This is a genomic window from Planctomycetota bacterium (assembly GCA_039182125.1).
In the GTDB taxonomy this organism is placed as follows: domain Bacteria; phylum Planctomycetota; class Phycisphaerae; order Tepidisphaerales; family Tepidisphaeraceae; genus JBCDCH01.
Genome location: JBCDCH010000092.1, coordinates 1 through 15378 on the forward strand (window position 1 = coordinate 1; position 15378 = coordinate 15378).

The window sequence follows — 15378 nt, forward strand, 5'->3', positions numbered from 1 at the left end:
CCTCTCACCACCCACTCCCCCCCGCCGTAGTTTCTTTTCTCCGCCCGGTGTCCGCCGGTGTTGGCGCCCTCGGGGGGGGTGGGGTCCCGGGGGGGGTCCTACACCCCGCCCCGCCCCGGGGGGGCCCCCACGCCAGGCGAAGCCGGCAACTCAAGCGAGACGGCACCGAACGCAGGAGATGTGGATGATGCCGCGGCGCTCCCTCACGGTCGCGGCTCGTCAGAAGGATTGGTCCACGGCGTCATCGTGCAGTTCGGCGGACAGACACCGCTTAGCTTGGCGGACGGCTTGCAGGAAGCCGGCGTACCGATTCTCGGGACCAGCGTCGACGCGATCGACCGCGCCGGCGACCGCGAGCGGTTCCGGGCGATGTTGCAGGAGCTCGGTCTGCAACAGCCGGCGAATGGCATTGCGCGCTCCGTCGAAGAAGCCCGCGCCATCGCCAAGGACATCGGCTACCCGGTGCTCGTCCGCCCGTCGTTCGTGCTGGGTGGCCGGGCGATGGAGATCGTCTCCGATGAGGACCAGCTCAACTACTACATGGCCAACGCCGTCGAGGCCGCGGACGATAAACCGATCCTCGTCGACAAGTTCCTCGACGCCGCGACGGAGGTCGACGTCGACCTGCTAGCCGACTTCGACGCCGACGGCAACGGCCGCGCGGTCGTCGCCGGCGTGATGGAGCACATCGAGGAAGCCGGCATTCACTCCGGCGACTCCGCTTGCACCCTCCCGCCGTACTCGTTGAGCGACGACATCGTCGATCGTCTCAAGGACCAGGCCCGTCAGATGGCCAAAGCCCTGCGCGTCCGCGGCCTGATGAACGTCCAGTTCGCGATCAAGGACGGCGAGATCTACGTTATCGAAGTGAACCCCCGCGCGAGCCGGACGGTTCCGTTCGTCGGTAAGGCCACCGGCATCCCCTGGGCCAAGCTCGCCGCGCAGGTCATGGCCGGCAAATCCCTCGACGACCTCAACGTGACCGACCCGCCCAAGCTCACGCACACCGCCGTCAAGGAAGCGGTCTTCCCCTTCAGCAAGTTCCCCGGCGTCGACATCATCCTCGGCCCGGAGATGCGCTCCACCGGTGAGGTCATGGGCATCGACCAGACGTTCCCGCTGGCGTACTTCAAGGCCCAACTAGCCGCCGGCACCGAGCTGCCGCGCGAGGGAAACGTGTTCCTATCGGTGCGAAAAGCCGACAAAGCCGCGGCGGTGAATCTCGCGAAACACCTTCAAAAGCTGGGCTTTTCGCTTATCACGACGACCGGCACGCACGATGCGCTGGCCGAGGCCGGGATCGACAGCCAGAAGATCAACAAGATTCAGGACGGCCGACCGAACCTCAAGGACATGATGGCCGACGGGAAGGTTCATCTCGTCATCAACACGCCCACCCGCAAGGGCCCGACGACCGACGAGGGCAAGATCCGCGCCCTGACCGTGCGCAATCGCGTACCGATCATCACGACGATGACCGCCGCGTTTGCCGCCGCCCGCGCGATCGAGTCGCTGCAGCAGGGCGATTGGGACGTGAAGCCGCTGCAGGATTATCACGTGTCCACCGCAACGTCCTCCTCTGCATAGTCATCCTGAGCGTGGTCGAAGGATCTCTTCAGTTTCGTGGCAGGCTCGGTCACGAAGTCGAAGAGATCCTTCGACCGCGCTCAAGATGACTTGGTGTTGGTCGGTCTTCGGAGTAGCTTGCACGGACCACCTGAGGAGGTTCGATGTTGGCCCTGATTCTCTGTCTCGCGTTGCAAGCCGAAACGTCGTCGCCGCCCGATACCGGGCGGTTTCTCATCGTCGCCAAGTACGAGCACCAACGTCCGCCCAAACCGATGCCGCGATTGCGCGTGAGCGGGCCGGGGACGGTGCTGCACAAGTGGTGGAAGAACAACGGCGCGGTGTTCGACAACGGGCTGGCGACGGTCGACATGCCGGTGCCACCGCATGAGATGATCGGTGCTGAACTGGTGATCGAGATGTGGGGCGGTCATTCGATGACGCCGGGCAAGCGGGTGTCGCTCAACGGGCGCTCGACGTACATGCTGCCGGACCCGTTCGCGGACGTGCCGGAGGAAGCGGGCTTCGTGAAAGTCCGCCAATATCACGCGTTTCCGCGAATCGAACTCAAACGCACCGATCTCGTGCGTGGCGTCAACGCGATCCAGTTTGCATGCGATCAGCCGGTGGGCGAGGAGCATTTCGAGTTCGGACATTTCCTCGTCGACAACGTCGCGGTCCATGCCGAGCTGCCGGCGGATCACGCGCTCGTCGCCGATGCCGGACTTAGTGCGTTCACCGCCACGGTAACGACCGACATCGACGCCGAGACCGTCCGGCTCGGGCTCGACCTGCCGGCAGACTTCGACGCGTCGGTGATCAAGCACGTCGACTACTACACCAATCATGCCGGTTTCGACGAGACAGGCGACGCCGACAGTGATTGGCACGGCTACGAGTACCAAGGCAAGTTCGTCGGCGGTGGCGGGCGCGTCAGTGCCGCGCCGTTCGTTGCCGATTGGGACACGTCGATGATCCCCGACTCCGGTTCGGCGAAGGTGCGTGCGGTGGTCCACTTCGAGAACAACGTGCGCTACGAGACGCCGATCGCAACGGTGGATTTACCCGCGAAGCCGGCGGTGACGATGGTCCATGTCGATGAGCCGATCGGCAGCATGTGGGCCCGTGATGATCAGGTTGAAACCCGCACGCTCACCGTCGACGTTGATCCGGCGGAGATTGATCGTGCCGAGTTGCACCTGACGCTGTGGGACGGCGGCGTTGAGGAGGTCGAGCACCCGTTCCACTTCAACGGTCATCCATTGCCGGTCGACAGCCCCGGTCATCACGACGCACGTTACCTTGTCGTCCCCATCGACATCGCGTGGCTCAAGCAGGGTGCGAACGAGATACGTCTGACGAGCGACACCAAGCACCACGGGATTGAGGTGCTCTACCCGGGTGCGGTGCTGATGCTCAGGATGAAGTAGTTTGCGGCCGCGGCCGCAAAATGGGACAAGGGGTCTACCGCAAGACGGCTAGCAACTCTTCCAGATCGCCGCGTTGCGGATCGTTGGGGTTGCCCTTGAGATACACGTCGAGCCAGCGGCCGGCTTCGCTGGGCAGGCCGACGCGAGCCAGGCAAAGGCCCAGGTCACGCTGGAGGTGTTTTTGCTCCGGCCAGAGCAGCATTTCCAGCTCGAGGATCGCCGCGACATCGTTGTACCGGCTCGCCGCGCCGTAGCTGCCGAGCAGGTTTTGCAGGATGCGCGTGATCCAGTGCCGGTTGCTCACAGGGCGGAGCATGTTGGTGGTGACGGTTTCCTCCGGTCCGAGGATCGAACGGACGCGCTCGGCGGCCTCTTCCTCGCTGAGCACGACGCCACCGAAGAACGGGTCCACCAGCATCGGCCCCTCGTCGGTCGCGACCGACACGACGAAGTGCCCCGGCAACCCGATCCCGTCGACACGCAGTCCGAGCCGGCCGGCAATGTCCTTGTAAACCAGCGACAACAGAATCGGCAGGCCGGTGCGGCGCTTGACGACCTCCGCGATGTCGCTGTTGGCCGGGTTGTAGTAGTCCCGCCCGTCGCCGGCGAAGAGCATCGTGTCGAACAGGTGATGGTGCAGGTGTGCGAGCAGCGCCTGTTGTTGCGGCCCGCGAACGGTCTTGCGGATTTCGTTGGCGATGCCGTTGAGGGTGCGGTCGAGCTTCGCGAGCGAGACGCCGGGATTCCGCTGCATGGAAATCGCGGTCGCACAGGCGAGCAGGGCGTCGGGCGATTCGATCATCGGGGCCCAATGCCGCATGAGCCGAAAGGGCTCGGGCGGGCAGGCGACGGGTGTGAAGCCGGCGTCGGAACCGCTCCCGTCGGGTGCGGGAATCAACTCGTCGAAGTATCCCTCGGTGGCGTGCATGGCTGATAAGGTTCATCGGCCAAGCAGCAACTTCGGGGCCAATCATCGTTTTTCGCGGGGGGCAATACCGCGCTTGACAGCCGGCGGGCCGGGCCTACCGTTTCGACCCGCTGCGGCAACGCGGCGTGCTACCTTCCGCGGTAGCTCAGTGGTAGAGCGGTCGGCTGTTAACCGATTGGTCGATGGTTCGAATCCATCCCGCGGAGCCTTACACGAGCATGTTCCATCCTTCGAGCCGCTGATTCATCAGCAGCTCGATTGTGCTTTCGTGTCCCTGAGTGTGATCCATCGGAGCGATTCGCTGTGAGAGGAGGTGCCTACACATTGATGCTCCGCGATTGACGGGTATAGCTCTCCAAATGGCCAAGATGATTCCGAGAGAGCGTGTGCTCGCGACGTTCTGGCGTGAGCCGACCGATCGCGTGCCGGTGAACTACCTTTGCAACCCCGACATCGACCGCCGGCTCAAGCTCCACTTCGGTCCGCGCGAGGACGATGACGAAGGGCTGGCAAATGCATTGGGCGTGGACTTCCGCCGAACCTGTGCGCCGTATGTTGGCCTCAGGCTGCATGAGGACGCGCCGGAGCCGGACGTCGACATTTCCGCCGACTGGGGCTTACGGCATAAGCTCATCAAACACGCGACCGGCAGCTACTGGGAGCCCTGGCCATGTCGGATCGCCGAGATGACCGAAGATGTGGCCGCGAGCTATCCCATGCCCTCGCCCGACGACTTCGATTACGCCGCGGTATCGGCCGACTGCGAGCGGTTCAAAGATTACGCGGTCAGCGCGCACACCGAGTTCGAGGTGATGAACTGGATCGGACGACACGTCGGTGACGAGGCAATGTATATCGGCCTAGCGACCGACGACCCAGGGCTCATGACCTTCATTAGGCGCTATGTGGCCATCAAGTACGAAGTTCTCAAACGCACCCTCGAAGCCGGACGCGGTGGTATCTCTTTCCTTTGGATGGGTGAAGACCTCGGCACCCAGCACGGCCCACGAATCAGTCTCGACATGTTCCGTGAAAAGATCCGGCCGATTCATCAACCGTTTATCGATCTCGCCAAGTCATACGAACTGCCCGTCATGATTCACTCCTGCGGTTCGTGTAGTTGGGCGTTCAACGAACTGATTGACATGGGCATTACCGTCATCGACACGCTTCAGCCCGGGCCGCTGACATGGCACCGGCCTACCTCAAGGAGACCTTCGGCGATCGCCTCGCGTTTCACGGCTGTATCAGTACCGCCGGCCCCGTCGCCAAGGGGACTGTTGACGACACCATCGACGTTTGTCGCGAGACACTCAAGATCATGATGCCTGGCGGTGGGTATTGCTTCTCCCCGACGCACCAGCTTCAGGATGATACTCCGACCGAAAACGCGGTCGCGATGTACGAGACCGTTCAGCAGTTGGGTGTCTATCGGTAGTCGTCATTGCGACAGAAGCTCATCCGCGGCTTGATCCTTTATCTCGGCAGTCTCGCCATCATTCCGGACGTAGCAGGTCGCCGATGACTCGCATCACGGGCGGTCGTTTGACGGCGTCGATGTCGAGGCTGTCAATCCCGTCGACCCGGAAAGTAAACGATTCTCCCGGCAGCAGCGTGACGCACGCATCGCTTGCGACGGCATTGGGGTCCAGACGGTCGACGAATAGGCAGACATCGCGTAGCAACGTTTTGGCCCGGACGGTCACGCTTAGCCCGTCGACTTCCGTATCGAATGCCGGGCTCGGAATCGGGGCGTGCTTGTCTGGCGTGAACCACCAAAACGACCGCTCGCCACCTTCGGCTTCGGCGACCATGAAGGTCGCGGGATCGTGTGACCAGCCGTCGGGCATGTTTACATTCGCCGCCGCGCGAGGCGGGATGGTGACCGACTGTGTGTGCTCGGCGAGCGTCTGCCCGGCGTAGTTCATTTGCCGGAGACGCAGGATCGCCGACCAGGCTTCCGCGTGGTCGTTGTGGAGGTACGCCCGCAGCGGACCGGGGTCTTGATCCCAGCCGCCGATCGCTGTAGGGCGGCGTGGGCCGAGGTTGACCACGCGGGGCGCGAAGAAACGACGGGCGGCGTGCAGGATCGGCTTGGCCCGGCCGTCGCCGTCGATCATCGCCCAACTCGAGCAAGGCCAGCAGTCGTTGAGCTGCCAGATGAGTGCCCCGTTGTTCCAGGGGTACAGCGAGCGAAACCAGCCGACGCCGATCTGCAGCGCGCGGGCCTGCATGACCTGGGCGAGGTACAGCCAATCGTCAAAGTCGGTCGGCACGTCGAAGTCGTCGGCCATTCGTGCCGTGGCCTTGTCCTGCCCGTCGCCGATTTCGGAGCGTGAGTTTTTGTTGTGCAGCCGCATCGTCGGGCTGTCCCAGGCGCGTTGGTCGGCGGGGATGGCGCGTTCGAGGGTCGGCCAGTTGGCCGGGCCGTGGAAGCCGAACTCGCTACAGAAGCGCGGCCAGTGTCCGAAGTAGTTCAGGTAATGCCCCGGCCCATGCCAAACGTTCCAGACGTGGCGGTTGCCGTGCTCGTTGGCGTTGGGGTCGCCGTTCTCGAAGTCGGCGAGCGTCGGCCCGTTGCAAGGGCTCGCCGGCCAGTAGGGCGTTGTCGGCGCGAGCTCCGCCATCACGGCGGGGAAGGTTTCGAAGTAATACTTGAGCCCCCAGCCGCGATCGCCGATGTGCTCGTGCCACGGAACGCCGTTGTACTTCCAGTCCTTGTAGGCCCAGAGGTTTTCGTTGCAGCCGTTGAGCATGACGACCGACGGGTGCCGCATCAGCCGACTGACGTTGTCGCGGGCCTCGGCTTCCATTTCCGCGGCCGACTCGTCGTCCTCGTGGTACGAGGCGCAGGCGGTGAGGAAGTCCTGCCACACGAGGATGCCCAACTCATCGCACACGTCGTAAAAGGCGTCGTCCTCGAAGAGTCCGCCGCCCCAAACACGGAGCATGTTCATGTGGGCGGAGGCGGCTTGTTCGAGTCGCCGGCGATAGCGCTGCTCATCGACACGGTGCGGGAAACAGTCGTCCGGGATCCAATCCGCGCCCTTACAGTAGACGACTTCGCCGTTGACACGCAGGCGCATGGTCGAACCTCGGCCCAGGTCGTCGGCGGGCGTCGGTGGGTCCGTGTCGGGATCGGATTCGAGTTCGACGCTGCGCAAGCCGATCAGCATGCCCCGCGTGTCGAGGATCTGTCCGTCTTCGTCACGGAGTTTGAGCGCCAACTCGTAGCGTGGTTGCGGCCCGTAGCCGATGGGGAACCAGAGCGCGGGTTTGTCGACGACGATCGTGCGATCGGTCGCGTCGAAGGCCGTGCCGTCCGGTGCGGTGAGCGTGGCCAGTAGCGTCACGTCGCCTTCGATGTCGGCGTCGATGTCGATGACGGCGCGTTCGGCGGTGGCTTCGCGGATGATGGGCCGGACGTCGCCGAGCCGGGCTTTGGACCATGTCTCGAGACGCACCGAGCGCCAGATGCCGCAGGTCGGCAGGACCGGGCCCCAGTCCCAGCCCATGTTGCACGACATCTTCCGGAGCATGTTGTGCGGTGAGGTCGGGTTCAGGCCGCCGCCCGCGACGGGGAGATCGCCGAGTTTCTCCCGTTGGTCGAACGCATGGGGCACCGGAGCGGCGAAACGCACTTCGAGCTGATTCACACCGGGGGTCACGTGCGTGCCGATGTCAAAGCGATACCGGCGGTGCATGTTCCGCGTTCGACCCACCTCGACGTCGTTGACGAGGATCGTGGCGATGGTGTCCAGGCCGTCGAAGCAGAGATCGACATGCCCGTGTTCGAGATCCCTCTCCGAAACGGAAAACTCGCGCGCGTAGGACCAATCGCACCGGCCGGTCCAAAGAAGCCCAAGCTCGTTGTCAGCGATGTACGGATCGTCAATCAGCCCCGCCGCCAGAAGATCCGTGTGGACGCAACCCGGCACCGACGCGGGGATCACCACGTCTGCAAGATTCGTGGGGGCGTCGCTCTGATCGTGTGCGACCCCACGGTCACGCGGATGCACACGGGTTAGTCGGGCGGTCCATGCGGTTCCGTCCAATGAGTGCTTGGTGACGTGGTTTGAGTGTGAGGACGTTGGCGATGTGATGAGCGTCAAGTGGAACCCAGGCAGGAGTGAGTGTCGGGGTTGAAGGCATGAGCGGCCGGCAGAATGTCGCCGGTGTCGTGCATCCAAGAGTCGAGGGCGTTGGAGAGTCGGTCGTGAACTTCGGCGACGCGCGGGTCATCGACGAGGTTGCAAGTCTGATACGGGTCGATCGCGCAGTCGTACAGCGCGTCATGAAGTTCGGGCAGGTTACTCGTTTCGAACGCGACGGGTGCGGGATCAAGCTCGGCCCACGCGCGACGGGCCGGGGTCGGGTCGGCGTTGTACAGGTAAGGCCGGTCCTCGGACCACCAGCGTCGCACCAACCGCCAACGCTCGTCGCGAACTGAACGTTCGGGCTGGTGGTGGCCGTGGTGATTGATCTCGCTGAAGTGCAGGCGTTCGGTGGTCGGATCGAGTAGCGATCTGCCCTGGTACCACGGCTCGGGATCGATCCCTGCCAACGCGCAGAAAGTCGGGGCGAGGTCGAGGTGACTGACGTGCTGATCAATCACTTTGCCGCCGTCGAAGCCTGGGCCGCGCAACATCATTCCGACCGAAAGCCCGGCATCGTTGAGCGTGCATTTGCCACGGGGGACGCCCAGGCCGTGGTCGGTCGTGTAGACCACCAGCGTGCGCTCGGTCAATCCCATGTTGTCGAGCGTCTCAAGAATCCGTCCGATGCCCGCGTCGAGGATGGCGGCGGACTTGCGGTGGTGTGCCCAGTGTTCTTTCGCATAAGCCCCGGGCGGGATCAGCGCCGGCGGGAAGCTGTGCTCGATTTCGTCAGGCGTTGGTCGCTGCGCTTCGGTCATCGAACCCCACGACAACGCGTGCGTCTGAACCATGCCCGCGTCGAGGAACCATGGCCGGTCCATGTTGCCGTGCTCGCGCAGCCAGGCACATGCGGACTCCGCCACCGCGGGCGATTCGATCGGCTCGTTGCGGTGATCCATCGTGTGACCCACCAACGCGTCGCGGACGAAGTCGTAACCGAGATCACGCTCATCGGGAACAAGGTGTTGCACCCCCAGCAGCGCACTGAAGTATCCAGCCTTGCGGAGCGTGTGGACGAGGTGACGCTCGGGATGCGCGAGCGGAAAGCCGCGATTACCGAGGCCGAACTGGCCACACTCGTGGGGGTATTGGCCCGTGAGTAACCCGGCTCGACTGGGCGAACATGTCGGGCTCACGCACCAGGCGTTTCGGTACAGCACCCCGTCGGCCGCCAGCTTCGACAAGGCGGGCGTGGGCACGTCATGTCCGTAAGGCGCGATGAACTGCCCCGTGTCGTGCGAATGCAGGTAGAGAATGTTCGGGGCTTGAGGCACGTTCATCGACCGGGCAATGCTGCATTCGTCTCAATTACTTTAGCACAGTATGATTGAGTCGAATGGCACTTTTGGTCGGTGATCTCGGGGGTACGCGAATCAAAGCCGGCATCATCGATACCCGCGCTGCCACCGTCTTAGACCAGGCCGTTTTCGACGCACACGCGGACCAAACGATACAGACCGCGCTGGAGCGATTGCTGGAAACCTGGGCTGGGCTTCGCGGCTTCGACACGGCGACCGCGATCGGCTTGTGCCTGCCGAGCATCGTCCACCAGAATCGTGTCGCGGATGATCGGTTCGGCAAGTTCCCCGGCAGCAGCAAGCTCGACATTCCCGCGTGGCTGCGAGATCGGTGTGGCCTGCCCTCGGTGTTGGAGAATTACGCCCGTGCGGCGGCGATCGGCGAGTGGAAGTTCGGTGCGGCTCGCGGCGTGGACGACGTCGTCATGATGACGCTCGGCACCGGCATCGGCACATCGGCGATCATCAACGGCATGCCGCTGCGTGGCGTGAACGGACAGGCGGGCATTCTCGGCGGACACATCGCCGTCGGGGCAGAGGGCGCTGCGTGCGTGTGCGGCAACATCGGCTGCGCCGAGACGATCGTCGGCTCGCGCGTGCTGCACGGTCAGGCGCGACAACTTCCCGGCTTCGGGGAGAGCGCTTTGCGAGATGTCGAAGCGATCGACTATGCGGCGGTGTTCAGGCATGCCGATTCCGACGAACTCGCCCGCGTTCTTCGTGATCGGGCGCTGGACATCTGGGCGACACTCGCCGTCACGTTCGTGCATTGCTATGACCCGACGTGCCTGGTCATCGGCGGTGGTATCATGCGCAGCGCGGACGTGATTCTGCCTCATGTCCGAAGCCGTCTCGCACGAAACGCATCAACGCGCGGCAATCCGGTCAAAGTCGCCGCCGCCGAACTGGGTGACGCTGCCGCATTGTTCGGACTCGCCCATCTCGCTTCTCAGCACTCTCCCGACAGCACATCATGATCTCGACCGCACTCCCGCCGGGGCGCCGGCCCAACTACGACAAACAACCCGTCATCCCGACGACCGGCTCCCTCGCATGTGGGTGGGACGACATTACTGGTGTGCTCGACAAGGGGGGCTCACTGTGCGTCGACTGCTACGACGGTGTTGACGAATCGTCGGTGCTTGGCGCGCTGACCGAGCGTATCGCGTTCGACAACGTTGTTCACACCGCCGAACTGCTCCGGCCGACGGCAGAGATCGACGCGCTGCTCGCGCCGTTCCTCGGCGGAGACGATCCCATCTTCGGCTTCCTGCGTGCCTTGCCTTTGTCCTCGTTCTTCGATCCCGACAAGCTCGGCGCGGTTCGGAGCGACGGGCGGACCTTGGTCATCGGTGTCGGCGCGGCGTTGATCGGCGGTGATCTGTTGGTCCTTGCCGATATGCCCCGCTGGGAGATTCAGCAGCGGCAACGCGCTGGACGGGTGGGCAACCTCGGTGCCGACAACGCCGGCACCCCGGCCAACCTGCTGTACAAGCGTTCATTCTTCGTGGACTGGCGGACGCTCGACGCACACAAACGGCCTTTGCTCGAGCGGGCCGACTTCTTCCTGGACACGACGACCGACACACCCAAACTCGCGGCCGGGTCGGACGTTCGGCGTTCGCTGGCGTCGGCGACGACGCGACCGTTCCGGGTCGTGCCGTTTTTCGACCCAGGTCCGTGGGGCGGGCAGTGGATGCGCGAGGTGTGTGAGTTGCCCGATGGGCCGCCGAACTACGCGTGGTGCTTCGATTGCGTGCCCGAGGAAAACTCGCTAATGCTCGCGTTCGATGATGGCCGCATGGAGTTGCCGAGTCTGGACCTGCTGTTTCGTCATCCGCGGGAACTGCTCGGCGATCCGGTCCATGCACGGTTCGGTGATGAGTTTCCCATCCGCTTCGACTTCCTCGACACGATGGACGGCGGGAACCTCAGCCTGCAGATCCACCCGCTCACCGAATACATCCAGCAGCATTTCGGCATGCACTACACGCAGGACGAGAGCTACTACCTGCTCGATGCCGCGGATGACGGGGCGTGCTACCTCGGGGTGAAAGCGGGCGTCGATCCGCAAGAATTCCGGGCGGCACTCGAGACGGCACAGGCGGGCGGTGCGCCGTTCGATGCCGAACGCTTCGTCAACATCGTACCGGCCAAGCCGCACGATCACTTTCTGATCCCAGCCGGAACGGTGCATTGCAGTGGGAAGAACACGATGGTCCTCGAGATCAGCGCGACCCCATACATCTTCACGTTCAAGCTTTGGGACTGGGGTCGGCTTGGTCTCGACGGTAAGCCGCGCCCGATCAACATTGACTGCGGGATGGCCAACATCGACTTCGGCCGCGACACGGCGTTCTGCGAGCGTGAGTTGATCAACGTCGTGGAACCCGTGGCCGAGGGTGACGGCTGGCGCGAGGAGCGGACCGGGCTACACCGGCGAGAGTTCATCGAGACGCGCCGGCACTGGTTCGCCCAGTCTGTTGAACACGACACCGGTGGCGTCGAAACCGGCGGGGTCCATGTGCTCAACCTCGTGAAGGGCGACGCGGCCGTGGTGGAATCACCGACCGGGGCTTTCGAGCCGTTCGAAGTGCATTACGCCGAGACGTGGATCGTTCCCGCGGCGGTGGGACGTTATGTCGTCCGGCCGCTTGGTGAAGGCGAACACGCGACCTTGAAGGCGTATGTGCGCTAGGTGTTCACGCCGACCACAGCAGGCTCACACCGCTTTCCGGGCGCACCCGTAGCTCGCCGTGCGTTGCCCGGCCGAGAGGGCGGTCCGACCAAAGATCGTGGTGGTCGGTACCGGCCGGCACGGCGAGCGTGACGTCATCGTCGTTCTCCGCGAGGATTACCGTGAGGCGGCCGTGCTCGCAGTTGACGGGCAGTGCCAACACCCCGGCCTTTGCAGGCAGCGGCCGCACATCGGCCGGTGGGAGTTGTTTGGCGAGCCAGGCCCGGAAGTGCGGATGCGTGTCGGCGTCATGCACGAGCGTGGCGGCAAGCAGCAATCGGCCGAACGTGAGTCGGCCTTGCCCGAGTTCGCGCGAGAGAAACACCGGCGAGTTGTCCCCGGCAAACCGCAGGTCCGTCGATCTTTCCCACTCGTCCGACGCATCGACCACCGCCCGTGACGCGGCGGCGATCCCCGCTGGTCGGTCGGCCAGATCCACCAAGGGGTAGTGCGCGAAATTCGTGGAAAGCCCGACACAACGCAAGCCGGCGGCATCGGTCCAGCCGACCGGCCAACGCTTGTGCAGGAGGGCGTCCCGGTCGTATCGCCCCGTCAGCCCGTCACAGATCACGTGCACGCCGGACCGTACCAGTCCGAGCAGCGCTTTCGATTCGTCAGCCGTGAGGACGGAGACGTGCGGGAGGATGACCGTCTGCCCCTTGGTGGCGCGTGCGAGAATGACGTCGAGTTGGGCGATCGATGCGGCAACGCCTAGCTGTGCGGCGATCGTCGCGAGATGGGCTGCGGCGTGGGCCGGGTCGTCCACCTTCCGGCCGGCGACGGACGACGTGTTGTTCATCTCGCGGACCGCATCGCGTTGTTGGCTCGCGTTGCTGACCGCGATCCACAGCGTCGGCGTGGCCGGTGTCCAGTCCCCCGTTTTGGCGACAATGCGATCGAGCCGTTGGCGTAGGTCGGCGACGGCTTCGCTCCGCACGCTCGGCTCGTCCGCGTCGTCGAGCAGCCCCCAGTCGCCGGCCTCGAAGTCCTGGGCTCGCGCGTTGAAACACCAGCCCGTCACACTCGTCGCGCCACCAGCGAAGGCGGCCAGGTGCCAACGGACGATCTCGCCCGGCGTCACGTCGCACGGTCGGTTCGATGACTCGTAAGTGTTGCCGGTTTGAAGTTCCGTGACCTCGACCGCGCGGATGCCGTCGATGTGTGTAAGATGGCGCACGCAGGCGTGGATGAGCGCCGTGAAGTCGTGGCGCGGGGCGAAGGTGAAATGCCACGCCGGGTGAAAACTCGCCCCGAGGGCATCGACCATGTCGGTCATTGCCGAGAGGTTCGTCCCCATCGCCGGTTGGTTGGCGTGGATTGCGGTCGGGTTGACGCAAAGCGGTGTCGACGGGTCGTGCGCCCGCACCACTTCGACAACCCAGCGCAGTTCCTGGACGAGCCAATCGGCGCGGCATGCGAGCTCATCGAAGCCGATGCGATGGACGAGCCAGTGGCTCCGCCGGTGGGCGGGATGAGCGACCTCGGCGAAGTAGGGCACCTGCGCGAAGTCGTCGAAGCCGCACTGCCAGCGACGATTCAGTGCGGTGATATCGTTGGCGTAGCGTGTTCGCAGCCACTTTCGCCAGAACGCGAGATACGCCTCGCCGCCGAACGCTTCATCGACCGGCTCGTTCCACAACACCCACTGGGCGAGCGCGGGATGATCCGCGAATCGGGAAACACATTTCTCGACGTAGGTCCGTGCGTGAGCGAGATGGTCGTCGGTGAGGAAGCCGGTGTGGGTGTGTTGCACGGCCGGCGTGCCGACGTGCCACGGCCCGCTGTTGGCGGTGAGCGTGGCCTTGATCCGAATGTCGTGACGTTCGGCCGCGTCGAAGGCTTGATCCCAGATGCCGAAGTCCCACACGGCCGGCTCGCGCTCGATCCAGTTCCACATGAGAAATAGTCGCGCCATGCCAAGCCCGCTCGTTGCGGCTTTGGCAAACAGCGTGTCGATCTGCTCGGCGGTGGCGTCGGGCTCGATCCAGATCTGCGAGCCAAGTGCGCGGTTGGGTTGCATGGCCAAACATAGCGCAACTGTCGGAATGGCAACCACCGATCGCGCGGACGTTGCCCGGAAATTTGGTAAGCTCGCCGCGTGAAGCAACGCGCCCCGCGCCTCAAAGATATAGCCGAGGAGGCCAACGTGTCGCTCGCTGCGGTCTCGCGCATTCTGCGCGGGGTCAAGATCAACGAGTTCAGCGAGGAAACGCAGAAGCGGGTCCACAAGATCGCCGTCGAGTTGGGATGGCGGCCGAACCTGTTGGTGCAGGGTCTGCAGACGGGGAAGACGAACACCATCGGTGTTTTTGCCGCGCCGTTCGACGTGTACTGGACGGGCGTGCTCTATGGCATCCACGACAAGCTGCTCGCGGCCAAGCGGGTTCCGATCGTGCTCTGGCCCAACGCGTTGGTCCACCCGACCGTCAACCGCCAAGCGGACGAGTCAACGGCCGGTTCGTCCATTCGCATCGGCCATTCGAGCATCAGTACCGGAGCCGGTACCGCCGATCGGCTCGAACATGAACGGCTCGTCCGCCTGATCGACCGGCGGGTCGATGCGATCATCACCTGGCCATTGTTCGACCAGCAGGCCATCGACTGCATGACGCAGATCGGCGAGCGCGGTTGGCCCATCGTGAGCATCGACGACCAGTTGCCGGGCGTGTCCAACGCGACCATGGTCACCACGGACGAGTCGGCCGCGATGCGATTGGCCGTGGATCACTTGACCGAGCAGGGCCATCGACGGATCGCGTTCGCCGGGCTTGACCGGTTGCAGGCGTGGTGCGTGCGACGGGAAGCGGCCTTCAAGGCGTGCGTCCCGGACGGATTGGTCTGTCACGTCGAAACCGTCGGTTCGGCCGAGCGGCCACGGATCGTCGAGTTGCTGCGGGACAACCCCGACGTGACCGCGGTCATCGCGTCGTCGGACCACCTCGCGTTGCAGATCATCGAAGCCGGGCGCTCGCTCGGACGGGCCGTGCCGGCTGACCTGGCGGTCATTGGCTATGGCAACGAGGTGTTCGATACGAGCCTGTTGCCGCTGACGAGCATCGATCAGCAGGCGTACCAGATTGGCCAACTCGCGGCCAAGTGTGCGTTGGACTTCGACGTAACCGCGGGCTCGGTGGTGGAGGTCACGCCGACGCTTGTCGCACGGGCTTCGACCGTCAGTGCATGACCCCGTTACTCCGTACGCTCGAACACCAGATGGTTGAGCGAGTCAACCGCGGTTGCGCGATCGAGGCCGATGAGCTCG

At 64.2% G+C, this 15378-nt stretch carries 10 protein-coding genes and 1 tRNA gene; 7 read left to right on the plus strand and 4 right to left on the minus strand.

All coding sequences use genetic code 11. From position 1 onward, the window contains the following. The first annotated feature begins 180 nt into the window (after positions 1–180). Both AAGD32_16790 and AAGD32_16795 read left to right on the plus strand, forming a co-directional pair. Positions 181–1587 carry an ATP-grasp domain-containing protein gene (locus tag AAGD32_16790; GenBank protein MEM8875907.1) on the plus strand — a complete coding sequence of 469 codons (1407 nt, stop codon included), beginning with the start codon at positions 181–183 and terminating at the stop codon, positions 1585–1587. A gap of 146 nt (positions 1588–1733) precedes the next feature. Further along, on the plus strand, positions 1734–2996 hold the full coding sequence (locus AAGD32_16795) for a hypothetical protein (GenBank protein MEM8875908.1): 1263 nt from the start codon (positions 1734–1736) through the stop codon (positions 2994–2996). A 34-nt stretch (positions 2997–3030) separates the two neighbouring features. Here AAGD32_16795 and AAGD32_16800 read toward each other — a convergent pair whose 3' ends face one another. After that, a complete protein-coding gene (locus AAGD32_16800) occupies positions 3031–3924 on the minus strand; it encodes a transglutaminase-like domain-containing protein (GenBank protein MEM8875909.1) in 894 nt (297 codons plus the stop codon). Positions 3925–4058: 134 nt separating this feature from the next. Here AAGD32_16800 and AAGD32_16805 point away from each other — a divergent pair. Next, positions 4059–4130, plus strand: a tRNA-Asn gene (locus AAGD32_16805). A gap of 153 nt (positions 4131–4283) precedes the next feature. After that, positions 4284–5249, plus strand: coding sequence for a hypothetical protein (locus tag AAGD32_16810; GenBank protein MEM8875910.1), 966 nt, complete (start codon positions 4284–4286; stop codon positions 5247–5249). A gap of 171 nt (positions 5250–5420) precedes the next feature. Here AAGD32_16810 and AAGD32_16815 read toward each other — a convergent pair whose 3' ends face one another. Together AAGD32_16815 and AAGD32_16820 are read right to left on the minus strand one after the other, a co-directional pair. Then, positions 5421–7880 carry a glycoside hydrolase family 2 protein gene (locus AAGD32_16815; protein MEM8875911.1) on the minus strand — a complete coding sequence of 820 codons (2460 nt, stop codon included), beginning with the start codon at positions 7878–7880 and terminating at the stop codon, positions 5421–5423. A gap of 152 nt (positions 7881–8032) precedes the next feature. After that, a complete protein-coding gene (locus tag AAGD32_16820) occupies positions 8033–9361 on the minus strand; it encodes a sulfatase (protein ID MEM8875912.1) in 1329 nt (442 codons plus the stop codon). Positions 9362–9417: 56 nt separating this feature from the next. On the opposite strand from AAGD32_16820, the gene AAGD32_16825 reads away from it, so the two are divergent. Together AAGD32_16825 and AAGD32_16830 are read left to right on the plus strand one after the other, a co-directional pair. Continuing rightward, the gene (locus AAGD32_16825) at positions 9418–10356 is read left to right on the plus strand and encodes an ROK family protein (GenBank protein MEM8875913.1); all 939 of its coding nucleotides are present in this window, start codon (positions 9418–9420) and stop codon (positions 10354–10356) included. Next, positions 10353–12077 carry a class I mannose-6-phosphate isomerase gene (locus AAGD32_16830; GenBank protein MEM8875914.1) on the plus strand — a complete coding sequence of 575 codons (1725 nt, stop codon included), beginning with the start codon at positions 10353–10355 and terminating at the stop codon, positions 12075–12077. Before AAGD32_16825 ends, AAGD32_16830 begins: the two co-directional genes overlap by 4 nt. A 4-nt stretch (positions 12078–12081) precedes the next feature. Here the strand turns inward: AAGD32_16830 and AAGD32_16835 are convergent, their stop codons facing one another. Next, positions 12082–14136 carry a beta-galactosidase gene (locus tag AAGD32_16835; protein MEM8875915.1) on the minus strand — a complete coding sequence of 685 codons (2055 nt, stop codon included), beginning with the start codon at positions 14134–14136 and terminating at the stop codon, positions 12082–12084. A 78-nt stretch (positions 14137–14214) separates the two neighbouring features. Between AAGD32_16835 and AAGD32_16840 the strand changes: the two genes are divergently transcribed. Continuing rightward, complete coding sequence (locus AAGD32_16840) at positions 14215–15300, plus strand: LacI family DNA-binding transcriptional regulator (GenBank protein ID MEM8875916.1); 1086 nt, start codon at positions 14215–14217, stop codon at positions 15298–15300. The last annotated feature ends 78 nt before the right edge of the window (positions 15301–15378 follow it).